The sequence below is a fragment of the Paenibacillus sp. JJ-223 genome (genome assembly GCF_927798175.1).
GTDB lineage: Bacteria > Bacillota > Bacilli > Paenibacillales > Paenibacillaceae > Paenibacillus > Paenibacillus hubeiensis.
This window is the reverse complement of sequence record NZ_CAKMMP010000016.1, coordinates 71,235-91,038: the sequence shown is the minus strand read 5'-3', so window position 1 is coordinate 91,038 and position 19,804 is coordinate 71,235. Positions and strand designations below refer to the sequence as shown.

General features: G+C 55.5%; 12 protein-coding genes. All 12 read left to right on the top strand.

From position 1 onward, the window contains the following. Positions 1–89 precede the first annotated feature (89 nt). The 12 genes from L6H98_RS24630 (at position 90) to L6H98_RS24575 (ending at position 19,803) form a co-directional block, all read left to right on the top strand. Positions 90–1,556 carry an alpha-L-fucosidase gene (locus L6H98_RS24630; protein ID WP_236420334.1) on the top strand — a complete coding sequence of 489 codons (1,467 nt, stop codon included), beginning with the start codon at positions 90–92 and terminating at the stop codon, positions 1,554–1,556. Beyond that, positions 1,553–3,316, top strand: coding sequence for a glycoside hydrolase family 35 protein (locus tag L6H98_RS24625; protein WP_236420333.1), 1,764 nt, complete (start codon positions 1,553–1,555; stop codon positions 3,314–3,316). Before L6H98_RS24630 ends, L6H98_RS24625 begins: the two co-directional genes overlap by 4 nt. Positions 3,317–3,428: 112 nt before the next feature. Continuing rightward, entirely contained in the window at positions 3,429–4,295 is an 867-nt protein-coding gene (locus L6H98_RS24620) for a sugar phosphate isomerase/epimerase (RefSeq protein ID WP_236420417.1), read from the top strand. A 477-nt stretch (positions 4,296–4,772) separates the two neighbouring features. Then, positions 4,773–5,831 (top strand): Gfo/Idh/MocA family oxidoreductase, encoded by a 1,059-nt coding sequence (locus tag L6H98_RS24615; protein ID WP_236420332.1) that lies wholly within the window; start codon positions 4,773–4,775, stop codon positions 5,829–5,831. Between the two features lie 221 nt (positions 5,832–6,052). Next, positions 6,053–7,468 carry an alpha-L-fucosidase gene (locus tag L6H98_RS24610; RefSeq protein ID WP_236420331.1) on the top strand — a complete coding sequence of 472 codons (1,416 nt, stop codon included), beginning with the start codon at positions 6,053–6,055 and terminating at the stop codon, positions 7,466–7,468. A 17-nt stretch (positions 7,469–7,485) separates the two neighbouring features. Then, entirely contained in the window at positions 7,486–7,713 is a 228-nt protein-coding gene (locus L6H98_RS24605) for a hypothetical protein (RefSeq protein ID WP_236420330.1), read from the top strand. Between the two features lie 114 nt (positions 7,714–7,827). Continuing rightward, the gene (locus L6H98_RS24600) at positions 7,828–8,808 is read left to right on the top strand and encodes an ABC transporter permease subunit (protein WP_236420329.1); all 981 of its coding nucleotides are present in this window, start codon (positions 7,828–7,830) and stop codon (positions 8,806–8,808) included. 15 nt (positions 8,809–8,823) lie between these two features. Next, positions 8,824–9,732 (top strand): carbohydrate ABC transporter permease, encoded by a 909-nt coding sequence (locus L6H98_RS24595; RefSeq protein WP_236420328.1) that lies wholly within the window; start codon positions 8,824–8,826, stop codon positions 9,730–9,732. A 171-nt stretch (positions 9,733–9,903) separates the two neighbouring features. Then, positions 9,904–11,541: an ABC transporter substrate-binding protein gene (locus tag L6H98_RS24590; protein ID WP_236420327.1), complete on the top strand. Its 1,638-nt coding sequence runs from the start codon at positions 9,904–9,906 to the stop codon at positions 11,539–11,541. 196 nt (positions 11,542–11,737) lie between these two features. Next, positions 11,738–13,957 carry a helix-turn-helix domain-containing protein gene (locus L6H98_RS24585; protein WP_236420326.1) on the top strand — a complete coding sequence of 740 codons (2,220 nt, stop codon included), beginning with the start codon at positions 11,738–11,740 and terminating at the stop codon, positions 13,955–13,957. 327 nt (positions 13,958–14,284) lie between these two features. Next, positions 14,285–16,606: a glycoside hydrolase family 3 N-terminal domain-containing protein gene (locus L6H98_RS24580; protein ID WP_236420325.1), complete on the top strand. Its 2,322-nt coding sequence runs from the start codon at positions 14,285–14,287 to the stop codon at positions 16,604–16,606. Further along, complete coding sequence (locus L6H98_RS24575) at positions 16,603–19,803, top strand: alpha-mannosidase (protein WP_236420324.1); 3,201 nt, start codon at positions 16,603–16,605, stop codon at positions 19,801–19,803. Before L6H98_RS24580 ends, L6H98_RS24575 begins: the two co-directional genes overlap by 4 nt. Position 19,804 lies beyond the last annotated feature (1 nt).

Below are 19,804 nucleotides of genomic sequence, written 5' to 3'. Positions count from 1 at the left end.
TTTGTGAATGGTGATTGGCAATCTCGGCTTTTATGATAGATACAAGGGGTTAGCCCACCATTGCGGTACGGAAAAGGAGGAGGGCATGCATGGTACATTCGGGAACACCTGCGAGCGATTGGATCAAAGCGGCGGCACGGATCGTTCCATCCGAACGGCAGCTGGCTTGGCAGGAGATGGAATTCTACGCGTTCATACATTTTACGGTAAACACGTTCACGGATCGCGAATGGGGAACGGGAGACGAGGATCCGGCGTTATTTGCTCCCACGGAACTGGATGCGCGCCAGTGGGTGCGAGCGTGCAAGTCGGCCGGCATGACCGGGCTGATCCTGACCTGCAAGCACCATGACGGATTCTGCTTATGGCCAAGCAAGCACACGGATCATACCGTGTCCGCGAGCCCGTGGCGCGAAGGGAGAGGCGACCTCGTTCGCGAGGTCGCGGAGGCGTGCCGCGAAGGCGGGCTGCGTTTCGGCATATACCTTTCCCCATGGGATCGGCATGAGCCTTCATACGGTGATTCGGCGCGTTACAACGCGTTTTTCCTGAACCAGCTGCGTGAACTGTTGACCGGTTACGGCGAGCTGTTCTGCGTATGGTTTGACGGTGCTTGCGGGGAAGGACCAAACGGCAAACGGCAGGAATACGACTGGCCAGCGTACTATGCGCTTATTCGCGAGCTTCAGCCGGGGGCGGTCATTTCGGTTTGCGGTCCGGACGTGCGCTGGTGCGGCAATGAAGCCGGATGTGTGCGTTCTTCGGAATGGAGCGTCGTCCCTGCGCATATGCAGGATAATGAGAAGATTCAGGCCGAATCGCAGCAGGTGGATGACGGACAATTCGCCAGCCGCATCGGCACGCAGGATGACGATCTTGGCAGCCGGGAGGTGATCCGGCGCCATTCGCGGTTAATCTGGTATCCGGCCGAAGTGAACACGTCGATCCGTCCCGGCTGGTTCTATCATGCCAGCGAGGATGACCAGGTCAAGTCGCTGGAGGAATTGCTTGCCGTCTATTATGGGGCGGTTGGCGGCAATGCCACCTTTTTGCTGAACCTGCCGCCTGACAAGCGGGGGTTGATCCATGAACGCGATCTGGAGCGGTTGAACGAGCTGGGCAATCATCTGAGGGAGACGTTCAGGGACAATCTGGCGTTACTAGCACGTGCCGAAGCATCGGAAGCCCGGGGTGAGAAGCATACACCCGCCATGGTGCTGGACGGCGACAAGCAGACATACTGGTCCCCTCGCGAGGGCACGGAGCAGGCATGGTTGCAGCTGGAACTGCCGGGAAGGGCGATCTTTGACCGAATCGTGCTGATGGAACATATCCGATCCGGCCAGCGGATCGAACGATTCAGACTGGACGCGCGTACTTGCGATGGATCATGGCAGGAGATCTACTGCGGAACCGTGGTGGGTTACAAACGAATTTGCTGTTTTGATCCAGTTGAGGCTGACGCTGTTCGTCTGACTATAGAGCAATCCCGGTGGTGCCCGACATTATCCGGGTTTGGCATATATAGAAGCACCGCGAAGGAGGCGAGGGCATGACGGTCCTGCAGATTGAAAACGGGCAATTCCTCTGGGAGGATCGCCCCTTCCGGATCATTTCCGGCGCGATCCATTATTTCCGGGTGGTCCCCGAATATTGGGAGGATCGCCTGCTGAAGCTGAAGGCTTGCGGTTTCAACACGGTCGAAACGTATGTGCCGTGGAACCTGCATGAGCCGGAACCTTGCAAGTTTCGTTTCGATGGGCTGGCCGATGTCGAGCGCTTTGTCCGGTTGGCCGGCAGCATGGGGCTGCACGTCATCGTTCGGCCCAGCCCGTATATTTGTGCGGAATGGGAATTCGGCGGTTTGCCCGCCTGGCTGCTCGCGGAAGAGGGCATGCCGCTGCGGTGCGCGGACAGCCGGTTCCTGGAGAGAGTGGACCGGTATTATGATATGCTGCTGCCCAAGTTGAAGCCGCTGCTCAGCACGCAAGGCGGACCAATCATTGCGCTGCAGATCGAGAACGAATACGGCAGCTACGGGAACGATGCCCGTTATTTGTCCCATTTGCGGGACAGCATGCTGAGGCATGGGATGGACGTGCCGCTGTTCACCTCGGACGGACCGACGGATGCCATGCTGCAGGCAGGTTCGGTACCGGGCCAACTGGCAACGGTTAATTTCGGTTCGGGCAGCGAAGGCGCATTCTCCAAGCTGCGTGTATATCAGCCGGACCAACCGCTGATGTGTATGGAATTTTGGAACGGCTGGTTCGATCATTGGGGTGAGCGGCACCATGTCAGGGATGCGGCGGATGTGGCGCAGGTTCTGGATGCCATGCTGTCTGCCGGAGCTTCGGTGAATGTCTACATGTTCCATGGCGGCACGAATTTTGGGTTTTATAATGGAGCCAACTGCCAGGAGAAAGAACGGTACGAACCGACCGTCACCAGCTACGATTACGATTCGCCGCTGAGCGAATCGGGGGAACCGACCGCCAAATTCTATGCGGTAAGAGAGGTCATCGGGCGGCATATCGAGCTCGGAGAGCTGGAGCTTCCCGAACCGGTCGGCACGATGGCGTACGGGAAGGTGGAACTGCCGGAACAGGCGCCGCTGTTTACGCAGCTGGATGCGCTTTCGTCAGCGGTGCGGCGCAATTGCCCGGAGCCGATGGAGAAGCTGGGCCAGGATGTTGGCTTTATTTTGTACCGTACACGGATCACTGGCCCAAGGGAGGAGCAGGAGCTGGTGGTGCAGGAGGTGCGGGACAGGGCGCTCATTTTTGTGAACGGGACATACCGGGGAGTATTGGAACGGGGCAATGCCGAATTGTCGGTTTCCTTTGCCGTGCCGGAGGAAGGTGCCGACATCGCCATTCTGGTGGAAAACATGGGACGCATCAATTACGGGCCGTATCTGAAGGACCCTAAAGGCATCACGGAAGGCGTGCGGCATGGGTTTCAATTTTTGTACGATTGGACGATCCATTGCCTGCCGTTGTCCGAACTGTCCGGATTGCGATTCGAACGGGTTGAGAGCGCCGAGGGACCGTGTTTTTATCGGGGGCAGTTTGACGTGAATGAAGCCAAGGATACGTTTTTGCGGCTGGATGGTTGGACGAAGGGGGCTGCGTTTATCAACGGATTTAATCTGGGGCGTTACTGGAACAAAGGGCCGCAGCAGACGTTGTACGTGCCAGCTCCCTTGCTTCGTCCGGGTGGGAACGAACTGATCGTGTTTGAGCTTCACGCTCCGGCGGAGAGGGCCGTCACCTTTGTGGATCGGGCGGTGCTGGACGTGGAAAATGGAAAATAGAACACCGTGCGATTATTGGCAATTGTGCGATGGAATGAAACACGGTATACGTTGGATATAAGCAAATAAGTGAGTGGTTCAACTACACGAAACGGGAGAGAGGATGGGAAGAATGAAAGTTGGCCTTAGCACCTATAGTTTGCAGCAAGCGTTAAATCGCGGGGACATGACGGTTCTGGATGCCATTCGTTTCATCGCCGAGCAAGGGGGCGAGCATGTGGAGATCGTGCCGATGGGTTACAGTCTCGTGGATCAGCCGGATTTGATTGGCCAGATTCGGGACACGGCCGCCGAAGTCGGGATCGACATTTCCAACTATGCCATCGGGGCGAATTTCGTTGCTTTGGAGAGCGAAGAGGCATTGGAGCAGGAAATTCGGAATGTGATGAATCATGTGGACATTGCCGCCGCGCTCGGCGTGACGCGAATGCGCCATGACGTGGCTTTCCGCCCTGCGCATGAGGGAACGGTGGCCCAATTCGAGACCGATCTGCCGATCATTGTGCAGGCGTGCCGGCGTATTGCGGATTATGCGGCAGAGCGCGGCATTACGACGAGCCTGGAGAACCACGGCTATTACGTGCAATCGAGCGAACGCGTTCGCCGGGTGCTGCATGAAACGGCGCGGGACAACTTTAAGACAACGCTCGACGTTGGCAACTTCCTGTGCGTGGATGAAGATCCGATCAGTGCGGTGAAAAACAACATCCCGTATGCTTCGATGGTTCACGCGAAGGATTTTTACTTGAGGCCGGAATCCCGGAATCCGGGGGAAGGCTGGTTCCAAACCGCCCATGGCAATTATTTGCGCGGGGCGATCGTAGGTCATGGCGACATCGACATGTACGGTGTGTTCCGCGTATTGAAACAGTCCGGGTATGACGGATATATCTCGGTCGAGTTTGAAGGCATGGAGGATTGCCGCACCGCCTCGCGCATTGCCATGGATAACGTGCGCAGGCTGTGGGAGGAAGCTTAGGGGCCTGATGGAGGTTAGACGGCCGGAAGAGCTTTAGTGTAACACGGTAGGGAAAGCAGCCACAGATGCATGGGCAAAGCTTAGTGTCTGGGCAAATGCCCAGATAATGACCGGAAGGAATAGTTCAAGAATGATGCTCTGTGTAAGGTGCTCCGAGGAAAAGTAGTTGAAGAGGCCGGCGCCTGAAGAGTTCTAACGAACATTAAACACCTTATACTGTCTGATTAGCTTCCTTTTAAATTCTAACGAACCTCAGCAGCGCTATTTGGGTCGAAACACAAGTAATATGCCCGAATCTGGTGGAATAACGTGCCTGAGGTTCGTTACAGCACCGACAACCTGGATTTCCGATAAATAAGGTGTCTGAGGTTCGTCAGCGGGTAGCCGTGCGTTGCCATTATGCATTTCATCCCAAATGAAAAATCGAAAGCGATAACAACACCAGCACCAATACCACAATCATGGAGGGGAAAACCCATGTCCAAACTGAAAGTTGCCGTCATCGGCGCAGGTTCAATCTCCGACTGCCATTTGCAGGCATATGCCGACAATCCTGACGTTGAAATCTATGCCATATGCGATCTTAACGAAGAGCGTGCCCGAGAGATGGCGAAAAAATACGGCGCTTCCCGCGTGTTTACCGATTATCGCGACCTGCTCGCTATGCCGGAAATCGATTCCGTGAGCATCTGTACCTGGAACAACTCGCATGCCGAGATCAGCATCGCCGCGCTGGATGCGGGCAAAAACGTGCTGTGCGAAAAGCCGCTCTGCCAGACCGTGGAAGAGGCGCTCGCGGTCGAGCAGGCCGTCAAACGCAGCGGCAAGCTGCTGCAGGTCGGCTTTGTCCGCCGCTATAGCGACAACGCCCAGATTTTGAAGCAGTTCATCGAAGCGGGCGAGCTTGGCGACATTTATTATGCCAAGGCTTCCTGCCTGCGGCGGCTGGGCAATCCGGGCGGATGGTTTTCCGACCGGGAACGCTCGGGCGGGGGTCCGCTGATCGATATCGGGGTACATATCATCGACATCTGTTGGTACCTGATGGGCAAGCCGAAGGTGAAGTCCGTTTCTGCCAACGTTTCGAACATTTTGGGCAATCGGGCGCATATTCGCAACCTGTCGTTCTACAAGGCGGCCGATTACGATGCCTCCAAAAATAACGTGGAGGACATGGCCAATGCGATGATTCGCTTTGAGAACGGGGCAAGCCTGCTGATTGACGTCAGTTTCACCCTGCATGCCAAATCGGACGAAATGTCGATCAAGCTTTACGGCGACAAAGGAGGAGCCGAGCTGGAGCCGGAGATTATGGTCATTGGCGAGAAGTTCAACACCATTTTGAACATGACGCCCCAGGTCGATTCCAAGTCCTTTGATTTCATGGGTTCCTTCCGCAACGAAATCAATCATTTCATCGATAGCACGCAAGGCCGCAAGGAAACGCTCAGTCCGGTCGAGGACGGCGTTGAGATCATGAAGATTTTGTGCGGCATTTATGAGTCGGCGCGCCAGGGGCGCGAGATCGAATTGTAAAAGAAAGAAGGCCGAGTCACGCGCATATAGCCATGCCATCGAGCAAGGTAACACGGTAAAACGAGATTACGCGAGCTTGATTGAACCATCGTTGACCGACATACCGCCGCTCCATCATCGAGCGACGAATATAATACGAGGATCCAACCGAACTATCGCACGCCACCATTGCTGCGCTATAGTTGGACCCTCGGATCATGCCGAACGAGGAGATGAACGCCATGAGCGAAACGCAGGATACCGTATTGGAGCAGGAAGAACAGGTGGTCGAGGCGGGAGTGCACAATTTCAGCAAGGAGGACGAGTGGGTCAAGCCTGAAGACCCGCTGCTCTTGGAGCGCTTGGAGTGGTTCAAAGACCAGAAGCTGGGATTCATGATGCACTGGGGCCCTTACTCGCAGCTTGGATTGGTCGAGTCGTGGGCGCTGAGCGATGAGGATGGCGACTGGTCGCGCAACGACGTGGACTGGACGGACGACATGGAGCAGTTCAAGCGGGAGTATTTCGATCTGAACAAAACGTTCAACCCCATTCGTTTTCAGCCCGATGAATGGGCGCAATTGGCGGCAGACAACGGCTTCAAATACCTGCTGTTCACCACCAAGCACCATGACGGCTTCTGCATGTGGGACACGCATACGACCGATTACCGCATTACCGGCCCGGATACGCCGTTCCATCGTCATAAATACGCGGACATCTGCCGCGTGCTGTTTGATGCGTTTCGTGCCCGCGGGCTCGGCATTTCGGCGTACTTTTCCAAGGCGGACTGGCATACCCCTTATTACTGGGCACCGGGAATGGAGCGGGGGCGCCATATGTGGCGCGGCCCTTCCTACGATCCGAAGCAGTACCCGTGGCTATGGGAAAAGTTCGTGGAATTCACGCATGAGCAGATCATGGAGCTGCTGACCAAGTATGGACGCATCGAATGCTTGTGGCTGGATGCCGGTTGGGTCCGTCCTGGACGGCACGGCCAGGACATACGCCTGGGCGAAGTGGTCGAGCGGGCCAGACGGAGCACGCAGCCATGGCTGCTGGCAGCGGATCGTACCGTGGGGGGCCCTTACGAAAACATCGTGACGCCGGAGCAGACGATCCCCGACCGGCCCATGAACATTCCGTGGGAAAGCTGCATTACGGTGGGGCATTCGTTCGCCTTTGGCTTCGATGACCAGTACAAGTCGCCAAGGCAATTGGTTCACCTTTTGCTTGAAGTGGTGTCCAAAGGAGGCAATCTGGCACTCAACATCGGTCCGCAGCCGGATGGGCGACTGCCCAAAGGCGCTGTGAGAAGCATTCAGGGCCTTGGCGAATGGCTTGGCGTTCACGGCGAAGGCGTATACGGCACCCGAATCTGCGAGCCTTTTTATACGGGAGAGTGGGCGTTTACCCGCAAGGAGAACGTGGCGTATGCTTTCCGTTTATACCAAAAAGACGAAGTCCCGGAGCAACCAGGCGGTCGGCTAATCATCCCTTACCAAGGCGAGGTCAAGCAGATCGAAATGATTGGCATCGACGGAGCACTGGCATATCAGCGTACGCATGATGGATTTGCCGTGGAGCTTCCACGAACGGAAAGCACAGATGAAGGAGTGCCGATTACCTATACCTTCCGTTTGATCGGAGCGGAGTAATTTTAACGAGTTGCCAGATGACCAACTTTTACTATTTCACCCGAAAAATCCCTGAAGACCACGACGGTTTTTGGGGATTTTTTGGTGTATGCTTTTTTTCGCAGATTCACGGAACGTGGAGGAAAAAGTGCCGTTTTTCCTTGATGGGACAAGGGGTTTTCGAATTTGGAGAGGTGGGAGAAAAGTGTGAATTGATCGTTGAGGGTGCAACAGAGTACGATCAAATTCAAGAAAGCGCTACCTGACATGATTGTTCACATCATTAATGTCCAGGCAAGAGATGTCGCAAAATTAGAGGCTGTTTGAGGGATGTAAATGTAATGTATCATTACAATTGAAGTATAGAAGGAGTGACGCGAATGAGTCGAGCTACGGAAACCCTACCCACCAAGCTGGAACTACAGCAACGCAGAAACGACGCTGAGCCGAAACGGCAGCATCCGTTTATCAAAAGCCTCAAAAAGCATTGGGAGCTCTACCTGCTGGTGCTGCCTCCGGTACTGTACCTGCTGATCTTCAAATACATTCCCATGGTGGGCGTGCAGATCGCTTTCAAGGATTTTAGCGTGGTCAAGGGCATTTGGGACAGTCCATGGGTTGGGCTGAAACACTTTGAGGCGTTCTTCGAGTCCCCCAACTTCTGGCTGCTTATTAAAAATACGATCGGCATCAGCTTCTACTCTCTCCTTGCCGGTTTCCCGATTCCGATCATGCTGGCGCTGGCGCTAAACGAAATCCGGACGGGCTTCTTCAAAAAGTCGGTACAAATGGTAACCTATGCTCCGCATTTCATCTCGACCGTTGTCATGGTATCGATCATCATTCTGATGCTCTCGCCGCATGTGGGCGTGGTGGACCGGCTATTCTCATTCCTCGGTTTTCCGATGACCAACTTCATGGGCATCCCTGAATATTTCAAATCAATCTATGTCTGGTCCGGTGTGTGGCAGGGCATGGGGTACTCCTCCATCATCTACATCGCGGCGCTGGCGTCAGTCGATCCTTCGCTGTATGAAGCGGCCCGGATGGACGGGGCGTCGAGACTGCGAAAAATATGGCATATCGACATTCCCGCATTGGTGCCGGTCACGGTCATCATGCTGATTCTGAGCCTGGGCAGCATTATGGGCGTAGGCTTCGAAAAAATATTTCTGATGCAGAATCCGCTCAATACGAGCGCTTCGGAGGTCATTTCGACTTACGTGTACAAGGTGGGGCTCATCGGAGCCAACTTCAGCTTTTCCTCGGCAGTGGGATTGTTCAACTCGATCATCAACCTGATCCTGCTGGTCGTCGTCAACGCGATCTCGCGCAAAGTATCCCAAAACAGCCTGTGGTAAAGGAGGACGATGCATATGCTCAACCTGTTTAATCGCAACCGGATCAAGGACCCGCTCGGAGACCGTGTGTTCATGTTTTTCAACTACCTGTTCCTGACGCTGGTGCTGCTCATCGTGTTCTACCCGCTGCTTTACATTATCAGCTCCTCCTTCAGTTCCTCCCGGGCCGTGACGTCAGGCCAGGTGTGGCTGTTCCCGGTCGATTTCAACATCAAAGCATACATTTCGATCTTCAAAAGCCAGCAGCTGATGCTCGGCTTCTGGAACACGATCATCTATACCGTGGTCGGTACGCTGATCAACGTCACGCTTACCGTCATGCTGGCCTATCCGTTATCGCGCAAATCGTTCTATGGCCGCGGCATTCTCATCATTTTCATGATGATCACGATGTTCTTTGATGGTGGACTCATTCCGACGTATCTGTTGATGAAAGATCTCCATCTGCTGGATACGCGCTGGGCGATGTGGCTGCCGGGAGCGCTCGCGGTGTTCCAGGTCATCGTGGCACGAACGTTCTTCCAGTCTTCGATTCCGGAGGAATTGGCCGAAGCGGCAGAAATGGACGGCTGCCGGGACATCCGCTATCTCATCAGCGTGGTGCTTCCTTTATCAAAGCCGATTCTGGCCGTCATGACCCTGATGTACGCGGTCGGGCACTGGAACGCTTACTTCGATGCATTGATCTACCTGCGCTCGGAAAATCTGTTCCCGCTGCAATACGTGCTGCGCAATTTGCTGATTCTGAACGCCGCCGATCCCGCCATGCTTGCCGGAACAAGCCAGCAATTGCGAGATCAGGGCTTTGAGCAGGTGCTGAAATACGCGCTGATCGTTGTCGCGAGCGTGCCGATCCTCATCATGTACCCGTTCGTGCAGAAGCATTTCGTCAAAGGGGTCATGATCGGGTCCCTGAAAGGATAACGGACGAAGCGATTCTTTCGTTCGCGCATCTTGAAGGGAGGTGAGGGAGCGCTCCGGCATCCGGATTCGCGTTTAGAGAAGCGAGCAGCCGAATGGAACCCGGAAACCCAAATGAACATGGAAGACGTGAAGGGGCATAACTATCGTTCTCATTCAAAAGGAGGAGTCAGGTTGAAAAAATCATGGTTGTCGATGTTGTTTCTGATCATAGCTTCGGTGACGCTGCTGTCGGCGTGCGGTTCATCGGACGGGGCGGACACGGGGAGCGGGGATAGCGGCGAGAGCGGCGGGCCCGTGACGATGACGTTCTTCGCTCCGCAGGGCAAAGCGCCGATGGAGGAGAACGAGTTCACCCGGTTTATCGAGAACAAGTTCAACGTGAAGCTGAAATGGGACCTGGCACCGACGGACGCGCTTCAAGACCGCAGGCAGCTGCTTCTGGCAAGCGGAGACTATCCCGAAGTTTTCCTGCACGGCAAGTTCACGACGTCCGACCTTCAGAACTACGGCAAGCAAGGGGTATTCATTCCGCTGAACGACCTCATTCAGCAATACGGACCGAACTTGACCAAAATCATGGAAGAGAAGCCGTATTTCAAGGAAGCCATCACGGCACCGGACGGCAATATCTATGCACTGCCCATTTTCAATGAATGCTACCACTGTACGTATGCGCAAAAGTATTGGATCAATACCGAATGGCTGGATAACCTCGGACTGGAGATGCCAACCACGACGGATGAATTGTACACCGTGCTGAAGGCGTTCAAGGAGAAGGACCCGAACGGCAACGGCAAAGCGGATGAGATTCCGCTGACCGGTGCCCCAAACAAATACGTATGGAACGGCAATATCGATGCCTACTTGATGAACAGTTTCATATATAACGACAATGATAAGTATTTGATTCTGGAAAATGGAAAAGTCGACTTTGCCGCCAACAAAGAAGGCTGGAAAAAGGGACTGGAGTACATGAACAAGCTGTATTCCGAAGGTTTGATCGATCCGGCGGCGTTCACGCAGAACGATCAGGCAATCGGACAGCTCGGCAATAAGGAAGGCGATGAAACGGTCGGCTCGGTCACGACGGCGCTGCTCAGTTACCTGGTGAATACGTACGACAAAACGATTACGCGCCATCAGCACTGGGATATCGTGCCTCCGCTGAAAGGGCCGGATGGCGTGCAGACGACTGGAGCAACGCAGAGCGTAGGCGAATTCGAATTCGCCATCACGAACAAAGCGACGGAAGCCCAACAGATTGCGGCCATTCAGATCGTCGATTACATGTTCAGCGAAGAGGGCGCTCTCTATGCAGAGTACGGTCCAACGGAAGGAAAGGGATGGAAGAAGGCCGAGGCGGACGAAAAAAACATCAATGGCGAACCTGCCAAGTATAGTTACTACAACCTGCCTGAACGCGATCCGAATGTCGTCGTGAACGAGAGCTGGTCGCAAATCGGTGCTCACGATTTATCCAATACGTTCCGCAACCTGTTCGCTGAAGGGCAGAACCCGCTTGAAGCCGAAGGTTACGGCACGCGCCTTGCCCAGGCTACCAATGTGTATGCGCCGTACGCCCCGAAAGAGGTCTATCCTGCCAACGTCTTCATCCGTCCCGAGGATACAGAAACGGCTGCTCAGCTGACCACGGCCATCAAGGATTACGTGCAAACCAACATGGCCCAGTTCATTATCGGCAGCAAGAGCATCGACAAGGAGTGGGACGCGTACGTGAAAGGATTTGACGGGCTGGGTCTGAGTCAGTACCTGGAGATCTACCAGCGCGCGATCGAGAAAAACCAATAATCCAGACGGATCTATAAAAGAGGCTGTCCCGGTCCGATGAATCGCGACCGGGACGGTCTTCTCCTATACTCCTTGCATTGAGGCTCATGTGAGTTGAATTTGAATGAAGGTTTCATAAGCGGAGGGGATATTTGCCGCTCCAGGCAAGGGCGGGTGATGTATTTCATTCATATATCAGTGGCGGGGGGTTCCGGAGATGAGGAGCAATTGGTTCAGACGTTTGTTGTTGTCGTATTTGCCCGTGTTTTTTATCGTGACCACCATTTTGTTTTTTATCTTTTTCCAGGTGTTCAATGAACAGAATCGGAGGGAAGCCCTCAAAGCCAATGAATTTCTGGCCTCGCAGGTGACCCAATACCTGGACAATTCGCTGCGGTCGATCGATTTCAAGGTATTGCGCGAAATGTTGACCAACAGCACCCTCAAAAATTATTACGCCGGCTACGGCGGCGGGGATGTCTATGCGGACATTCAGGCGATGGAGGCCATTGACGAGCTGAAAATCGAATACCCGCTAATCGATTCCATCTATCTCGTTCGAAATACGGACGATACGGTGTTTAGCAATGGAAAGCGGGTTGCGGTCGCCGATTTTCCCGATGCCGGTTTTATCCGGGACAGCCGCGAAGCGGACATTCAAAAATGGGTCGGTGCCAGAGCGTTCAAGGCGTTTCCGTCCCAGGCGGCCAAACAGGTCGTCACCTTGATCCGGGGAGCCAGCAATGGTGCCGGACTCATCGTGGTCAATGTGGACTTGGCCACCCTGCGCAAATCGATCATGCAGATGTATGATCCTGAGTTTACGTTCGTTCATATCTATAACAACCAGGGAGGCAATCTGTGGGATGGAGCAATGGGTGAGCGATCTGCCGCCAAAGCAGCATCCGGCGAAGTATTCTCGGAGTTTACGTCCAGCTACAGCGGATGGAAGGTCCAAACCGGGCTGAATAACGGCAAAATCGTCAAATTTGCCCTGAAGTTTTACGATATCTGGTTTGTGTTTGCGCTGGCCGTGGTGTTGACCGGCGTGATCTGGGTGATTTACGTCACCCGTAGAAATTACAAGCCGCTTCAGCAGATCGTTACGCTGATCGAGACGGTGGCCTCGCAGAAGCAGCCTGCGCCGGGGGTCAACCAGGCGAAGGAAAACGAATTCCGTTTCATCCATGCCACGCTGGAGCGCATGATCGAGCAATCCAGGCATTATCAGGAGGAACATGAGGAGAACCTCATTTTGCATAAAAAGTACCTGTTCCAGGAGCTGCTCGAAGGCACTTCCGAATTTTCCGCAGAGGAATTGGCCGCAGGCATGCGCAGGTTCAACCTGCCCGAGCCGGGAACGCGGTGGTCCGTCATGGCGGTGGAGATTGACCGCTATGCCCGCTTTACCGCCGAGTACCATCTTCAGGATCAGTCGCTCCTGAAGTTCGTCCTGTCGAGCATGCTGCAGGAGAACGCCCGCAAGGAAGGCATGGAAGTATGGGCAGAGTGGATTGCGGGGCATAGGCTGTACGCCATTGCATGGCTGCCGGAAGGGGTGCTGCTGGAGGATGCGGAACAGCGGCTTCTATCAGGGTACATGGAGCAGGTGGGCCAATATCTGAACTTTACGGTCACGATCGGCGTCGGGCGGGTGGCTGTTGATCTGCGCGGCTTGCGCGCCTCCTTCAAGGAGGCGGTCCGTACACTCGATTACAAAGCCGTGCTTGGTCTTAACCGGATTATCCCTTGTTCGGACGTTCCGGACTCGACCAACGACGTCTACGAGTTCCTGAAAACCATCTCTTCGCTGGTGCAGGCCATGCGGCTGTCCGATGGCGATTGGGAGAAGCATTTCGATCGGTTGTTCGAGCAGATCCGCGCTTCGGTTCTGTCCAGGCAGGAGATCATGAACACGGTCCAGCTGCTGTTCCAGCACTACAACCGGGAATTCGCTGAGCTTCCCCGCGAGTACCACGAGCTTTGGGCCGAAGTGTTCGGAGGTCTGCTGCCGCGGCTGGAGGAATGGGAGACGGAGGAGGATTTGCGCCTGCTGTGCCTGGAAGGATTCCGGGAGCTTGCACGGCGGATGAACGAGCTGCGCTGTTCCAAGAAACACGGGACGAACATTTTGGAGATTCGAAAGTATATCGAGGAGAATTATAGCAATCCGGACCTTTCTCTGAATTATTTGAGCGATCTGTTCGATATCAATCCGAAGTACCTGAGCAAGCTTTTCAAAGACGAAATCGGGGAGAAGTTCGTCGACCTGCTGATCAGCCAGCGGATCGAGAAGGCCAAACAGCTGATGCAGGAAACCGACAAAGCTATTCAGGAAATCAGCGAGGAAGTAGGGTATACCAACTACAACTCCTTTAACCGGGCATTCAAAAACGTGGTCGGCATGGCGCCGAGCGATTACCGTAAAGCTATTTGAGGAAATGGTGCATCCCGCGAACTTAGTTTAACGAATCTCAGACACCTTATATCGCCGAAATCGGCCGATCTGTCGCTCTAACGAACATGAGACACGTTAATTTCGCCTTAAATGGTGCACCAACCCTCGATTTTCAGCAAATAACGCTGCTGAGATTCGTTAGAGCTGAGAAGGCTGCTGTTTATTAGAAGTAACGTGTGTACGATTCGTTAGAAACTGAGGAACCCTTTTGAATTGTTCATTTGACGTTTGGCAGGGAATGAAAAGTTGGCGCCGATGCGCTCGTACTTCTCGCATACTATTTTGATGTACAAAAGGAGAACGCATATGGACTACAGAGATGCTTCACGTCCGGTACCCGAGCGGGTGCAGGATCTGCTCGGGCGTATGACGACCGAGGAGAAGATTGGGCAGTTGATCCAGCCGATGGGCTGGAAAGCGTACGCCAAAGAGGCGGACGGCACCGTGCAGGTGACGGAAGCATTCAAGCAGGACGTGGCGGATGGAGGCGTCGGGTCGCTCTATGGCGCGCTTCGTGCTGATCCGTGGACCGAGGTGACGCTGGAGACCGGACTTTCGCCGCGCCAGGGTGCGGAGGCGATGAACGAGATTCAGCGATACGCAATCGAGCATTCCCGGCTCGGCATTCCCCTTCTCTTCGGCGAAGAATGCTCGCATGGTCACATGGCGATCGGCGCAACCGTGTTTCCCGTACCCTTGCTGGTCGGGAGCACATGGAATCCTGCGCTGTATCGGCAAATGTGCGAAGCCATCGCGCTGGAGACGCGCAGCCAGGGAGGGGCGGTGACTTATTCGCCGGTGCTTGACGTGGTACGTGATCCACGCTGGGGCCGTACCGAGGAGTGCTTTGCCGAGGATCCTTACCTTATTGGGGAGCTGGCTGTGGCTGCCGTCGAAGGTTTGCAGGGCGAGCGTTTGGATTCTCCGCATACCATTGCGGCGACGCTGAAGCATTTCGCGGCCTACGGCAGTTCGGAAGGCGGGCGCAACGCGGCACCCGTACATATGGGCATGCGGGAGCTGCATGAGATCGACCTGCTTCCGTTCAAAAAAGCGGTGGAAGCAGGCGCCTGCTCCGTCATGACGGCGTACAACGAAATCGACGGCGTGCCTTGCACATCAAGCACATATCTGCTGAATGACGTTTTGCGCGAGCAATGGGGATTCGAGGGTGTGGTTATCACGGACTTTGGCGCGATCCAGATGCTGGTGCACGGCCACAACACGGCGGAGAATGGCGAACAGGCCGCAGCTCAGGCGCTGAGGGCGGGTGTGGACATGGAAATGTCGGGATATATGTTCCGCAAGCATCTGAAACAAGCGTTGGAGCAGGGATTTATGGCTGAGCACGATCTGGATCAGGCGGTGAGCCGCGTGCTGGAGCTGAAGTTCAGATTGGGACTGTTCGAGCAGCCGTTTGTCGATCCCGCCTTTGCGGAACGGGTCATCGGCTGCGAAGCGCACAAGGAGCTGGCTCGGCAGGTGGCCCGGGAAGGCATAGTATTGCTAAAAAACGAAAACGGCACGCTTCCCCTCGCTAAAAAAGGGTATACACTTGCCGTCATCGGTCCGAATGCCAACCACGTTTATAATCAACTCGGCGATTACACCTCGCCTCAGCCGAAGGGACAGGTCGTTACCGTACTGGAGGGCATTCGCGCCAACCTGGCGTCGCTCGGGGAAGATGCGGCCGAGGTGCTTTACGTGCCGGGCTGCCGCATCAAGGGCGAATCGCGCGAAGGGTTCGCTCAAGCGCTTGGCGCTGCGGAGCAGGCCGATGCCATCGTGATGGTCATGGGCGGCTCCAGCGCCCGGGACTTCGGCGAAGGCACGATTGATTTGCGAACGGGGGCCTCTGTCGTCACAGACGACCCTTGGAACGACATGGAGTGCGGCGAGGGCATCGACCGCTCTTCGCTCAGTCTGACGGGCGTTCAGCTGGAGCTGGTGCAAGAGGTACATAAGCTCGGGAAACCCGTCATTGTGGTGTACATCAATGGTCGACCGATCGCAGAGCCGTGGATCGACGAGCACGCGCATGCGATTCTGGAAGCATGGTATCCCGGACAGGGGGGCGGAAATGCCGTCGCGGACATTCTGTTCGGGGATGCCAACCCCTCCGGCAGGCTCAGCGTGTCCGTTCCGAAGCATGTCGGCCAGCTTCCGGTGGTGTACCATGCCAGACGAACCCGTGGCAAACGGTACTTGGAGATGGAGCTTGCACCGCAATATCCGTTCGGTTTCGGGCTCAGCTACACCACGTTTGACTACGCTAATATCCGGGTGACGCCCGAAGTGATCGGACCGGACGAGGAAGCAGAGCTTCATGTAGACGTGACGAACAGCGGCACCGTTGCCGGAATGGAGGTCGTTCAGCTCTATGTCACGGACGTTACCGCCTCCGTTACGCGTCCTGAACTGGCGCTGGGGGGATTCACCAAGATTGAGCTTGAACCTGGTCAGACACGGACTGTTACACTCAAGGTCGGCTTTGAGCAGCTCTCGCTCGTGGACTCGCAGCTGCGCCGCATCGTGGAACCGGGTGAGTTCAGGTTGAAGGCAGGCCGTCATTCGCAGGATGGAATCGAGTGCACGCTGCGTGTACGGAACAAGGAGGGAGAAGCATGATTCGCATTCATCGTTTCATTCAGGATATGGAGCAGAGCCGCTGGCTTGATTGCATTGAGCTGCCACAGTGGCAGGTGCAGAGGACCAAATATGTTGTTCCAGGCGAATATGAAGACGAGCAAGAGGCGGCTGCCTTGGAGGACATCACGGCGCTGCAAGGCATTCATGGCACGACGTATCGACTGGGCACTACATTGGATATCCCGCCGGAGTGGGAGGATGGCGCGATTGGCTTAGTTTTTGAAACCCGAGGCGAAGGATTGCTGCGAGTGAACGGCCAGCCGTATCACGGCTTGGACCGGAACCATGGCTTTGTGCCATTGCCAAGAAGCCGGACCGGCATGAATCCGCTGCTTGAGGTGGAGCTTTACGATCCGATTCCGGAGCCCCACGATCCCTTAAACCGGCAAGCCACGATCAACCCGCCGATCCGCGGCATCCGCGCAGCGCTCGTACACGTCAATCGCCCGCTGCAGAGCTTGATGTACAGCGTAAAAGTGCTCGCCGAATCGCTGCGCGAATTGCCGGAGGCCGACCTGAAGAGGGGCCGCTTGATCCTGGCCGTGCATCGGATTATGGATGAGATGTATGACAATCCGGAACGCTGGAGCGACGCAGGCTGGGTCGGCGAGTTCGAGCATACGCTCGCTCTTGCCGTACAGGAGGTGGACCCGGAGCCAGCCCGTTCCGGATTCATGCATCTGATCGGGCAATCGCATATCGACGTCGCTTGGCTGTGGCCGGTACGCGAAACGGTGCGCAAAACCAGCCGCACCTTCTCGACGATGTGCGCCCTGATGGACGAGTATCCGGACTTCGTCTACTCCCAGAGCCAGCCGCAGCTCTATGCCTTTGCGAAAGAGCATTATCCTGAGCTGTACGAACGCGTCAAGGCCCGGATTGCCGAGGGGCGATGGGAGCTTGTCGGCGGCATGTGGGTCGAGCCGGACCTGAACATTCCGAGCGGCGAATCGCTGGTGCGCCAGATGTTGTACGGACAGCGATTCTACGAGGCCGAGTTTGGCAAGCGGTCGAAGATCGAGTGGCTGCCCGATACGTTCGGATATTGTGCGTCCCTGCCGCAGCTGCTGAAGCAGGCAGGCATTTCCTACTTCATGACGACCAAGCTGAATTGGAATGACACGAATGTTTTTCCGCATGACTTGTTCGAGTGGGTAGGGATTGACGGTACGTCCGTGCTCTCCTACTTGAACCACGGCGTGAATGAGCATACGCGCCCGAAAGATGTGGCGGAGCATTGGCAGTCCTACAGGCAGAAGGGCGTCCATCCCGAGCAGATGCTCCTATACGGGCATGGCGACGGCGGGGGCGGGGTCACGAGCGAGATGGTGGAGATGGCTGAAAAAGCCGCCTTTATGGTGGGTCAACCTGTCAGCAGGTTCAGCACGGCCGCTTCATTCTTCGAAGGCATAACAGAGCGGCAGCGGGAATTGCCGCAGTGGCATGGCGATCTTTATTTGGAGCTGCACCGCGGAACGTACACGACGCATGCACGGAACAAACGCAGCAACCGCAAAGCGGAGGTGTTGTACCGGGAAGCGGAAGTGTGGGGCCAACTCGCGGGTCTCTCGAGCGCTGCCACATCAATGGCCATCCCAAAAGAGCGCGTCTCGAGCGCTGCCGTTCACGGAGCAGACCCGGCACAGTTGAAAAGCAAGCTGGATGAAGGATGGAAGCTGATCATGCTGAACCAGTTCCATGACATTATTCCGGGAACATCGATTCCCGAGGTTTATGTGACATCGGCGCAAGAATACGCTCAGGTCTTTGAACTGGGAACGTCGGCCTTGACGGGCGCACTGGATATTATTGCAGGGCAAATCGCCACCGATGGTGCAGAGGGACAGCCGTATATTATTTTCAACAGCATGGGCTGGGAACGAAATGAAGTGATTGAAATCACGCTGGATTCATCGATTCCGGAAATGGCTGCCTATGATCAGGAGGGGCATCGTCTTGAAGGCGAGCTTGTTCGGAGCGAAGGCGTGCATAAGCTGATGATTCACGTGACTGGCATCCCGGCATTTGGATATACAACGTTGTGGCTGCGCCAAGCCGACCGATCTGTAGCATCCGGTGAATCGGACCGTGTGGTCGGCTTGGATCATGCCGGCGATACCGGCAATTCCGTCCCTTCGCGTTGGGAAACGGACGAATATGTGCTCGAATTCAACGAGGCGGGCGAGATTACCCGCTGGTATGACAAATCGCTGCAGCGCGAGTGGCTGAAACCGGGCGAAATGGCGAACGAGCTGCAGCTGTTTCATGACAGGCCCACGTATTGGGATGCATGGGACATCGATCCCCGGTTCGAGTCGCAGCGCGCCGATCGGGCACGTTTGATCTCCAGCGAGGTCGTTCGGCACGGCGGCGTGCAGGATGTGCTGCGCTTCCGATGGGAGCTCGGCGCATCCAAGATCGAGCAGGATATCGTGCTGTGCCGCCATCAGCGCCGCGTCGATTTCAGGACGCGTGTGCAGTGGGCGGAGAGTCATAAGCTGCTGAAGGTAGCTTTTCCCATAGATTTGGTAGCGACCCGGGCGACCTACGAAATTCCGTTTGGCGCGTTGGAGCGGTCGAGTCATGCCAATACAAGCTGGGAACAGGCGCAATTCGAGGTATGCGGCCATCGCTGGGCAGACCTTTCCGAAGTCAATGGCGGGGTCAGCCTGCTGAATGATTGCAAATACGGCTACGACATTAAAAAGCAGACGCTCCGGTTGTCGCTGCTGCGGGCTCCGAAATGGCCTGACGAACATGCCGATCAAGGGGAGCATGAGTTCACCTACTCCTTGCTGCCACATGCGGGAGATTGGCGTGAGGCGGGCGTGGTGCGCCGCGCCATGGAACTGAACCATCCGGTGCACGTGGTCGCTGCGGAGCAGCATGCAGGTATAATGCCCGGCGTATACGCGTATTTCCGCTTTGACAGCAAACACGTCATTCTGGATACGGTCAAAGCGGCCGAGGACGGCTTGGGAACGATTTTGCGTTTCTATGAATCTTCCGGTGGCAGGGAAACCGTGGAGCTGCGCTTGCCCCAAACATCGATAAGAGCGTGTACAGTCAATCTGCTGGAGGATGAGGGAGAAGAACTTTCTTCTCAGGACGGAGTGCTTCGACTGGCATTCAAGCCGTATGAGGTGAGGTCAGTGAAGCTGATGCCGATACACTAAG

Bases quoted from the DNA above. Each gene is read 5' to 3' on its own strand.
- L6H98_RS24615 (WP_236420332.1), top strand. From the start codon at position 4,773: ATGTCCAAACTGAAAGTTGCCGTCATCGGCGCAGGTTCAATCTCCGAC.
- L6H98_RS24605 (WP_236420330.1), top strand. From the start codon at position 7,486: ATGACCAACTTTTACTATTTCACCCGAAAAATCCCTGAAGACCACGAC.
- L6H98_RS24630 (WP_236420334.1), top strand. From the start codon at position 90: ATGGTACATTCGGGAACACCTGCGAGCGATTGGATCAAAGCGGCGGCA.
- L6H98_RS24585 (WP_236420326.1), top strand. From the start codon at position 11,738: ATGAGGAGCAATTGGTTCAGACGTTTGTTGTTGTCGTATTTGCCCGTG.
- L6H98_RS24595 (WP_236420328.1), top strand. From the start codon at position 8,824: ATGCTCAACCTGTTTAATCGCAACCGGATCAAGGACCCGCTCGGAGAC.
- L6H98_RS24575 (WP_236420324.1), top strand. From the start codon at position 16,603: ATGATTCGCATTCATCGTTTCATTCAGGATATGGAGCAGAGCCGCTGG.
- L6H98_RS24610 (WP_236420331.1), top strand. From the start codon at position 6,053: ATGAGCGAAACGCAGGATACCGTATTGGAGCAGGAAGAACAGGTGGTC.
- L6H98_RS24580 (WP_236420325.1), top strand. From the start codon at position 14,285: ATGGACTACAGAGATGCTTCACGTCCGGTACCCGAGCGGGTGCAGGAT.
- L6H98_RS24600 (WP_236420329.1), top strand. From the start codon at position 7,828: ATGAGTCGAGCTACGGAAACCCTACCCACCAAGCTGGAACTACAGCAA.
- L6H98_RS24620 (WP_236420417.1), top strand. From the start codon at position 3,429: ATGAAAGTTGGCCTTAGCACCTATAGTTTGCAGCAAGCGTTAAATCGC.
- L6H98_RS24625 (WP_236420333.1), top strand. From the start codon at position 1,553: ATGACGGTCCTGCAGATTGAAAACGGGCAATTCCTCTGGGAGGATCGC.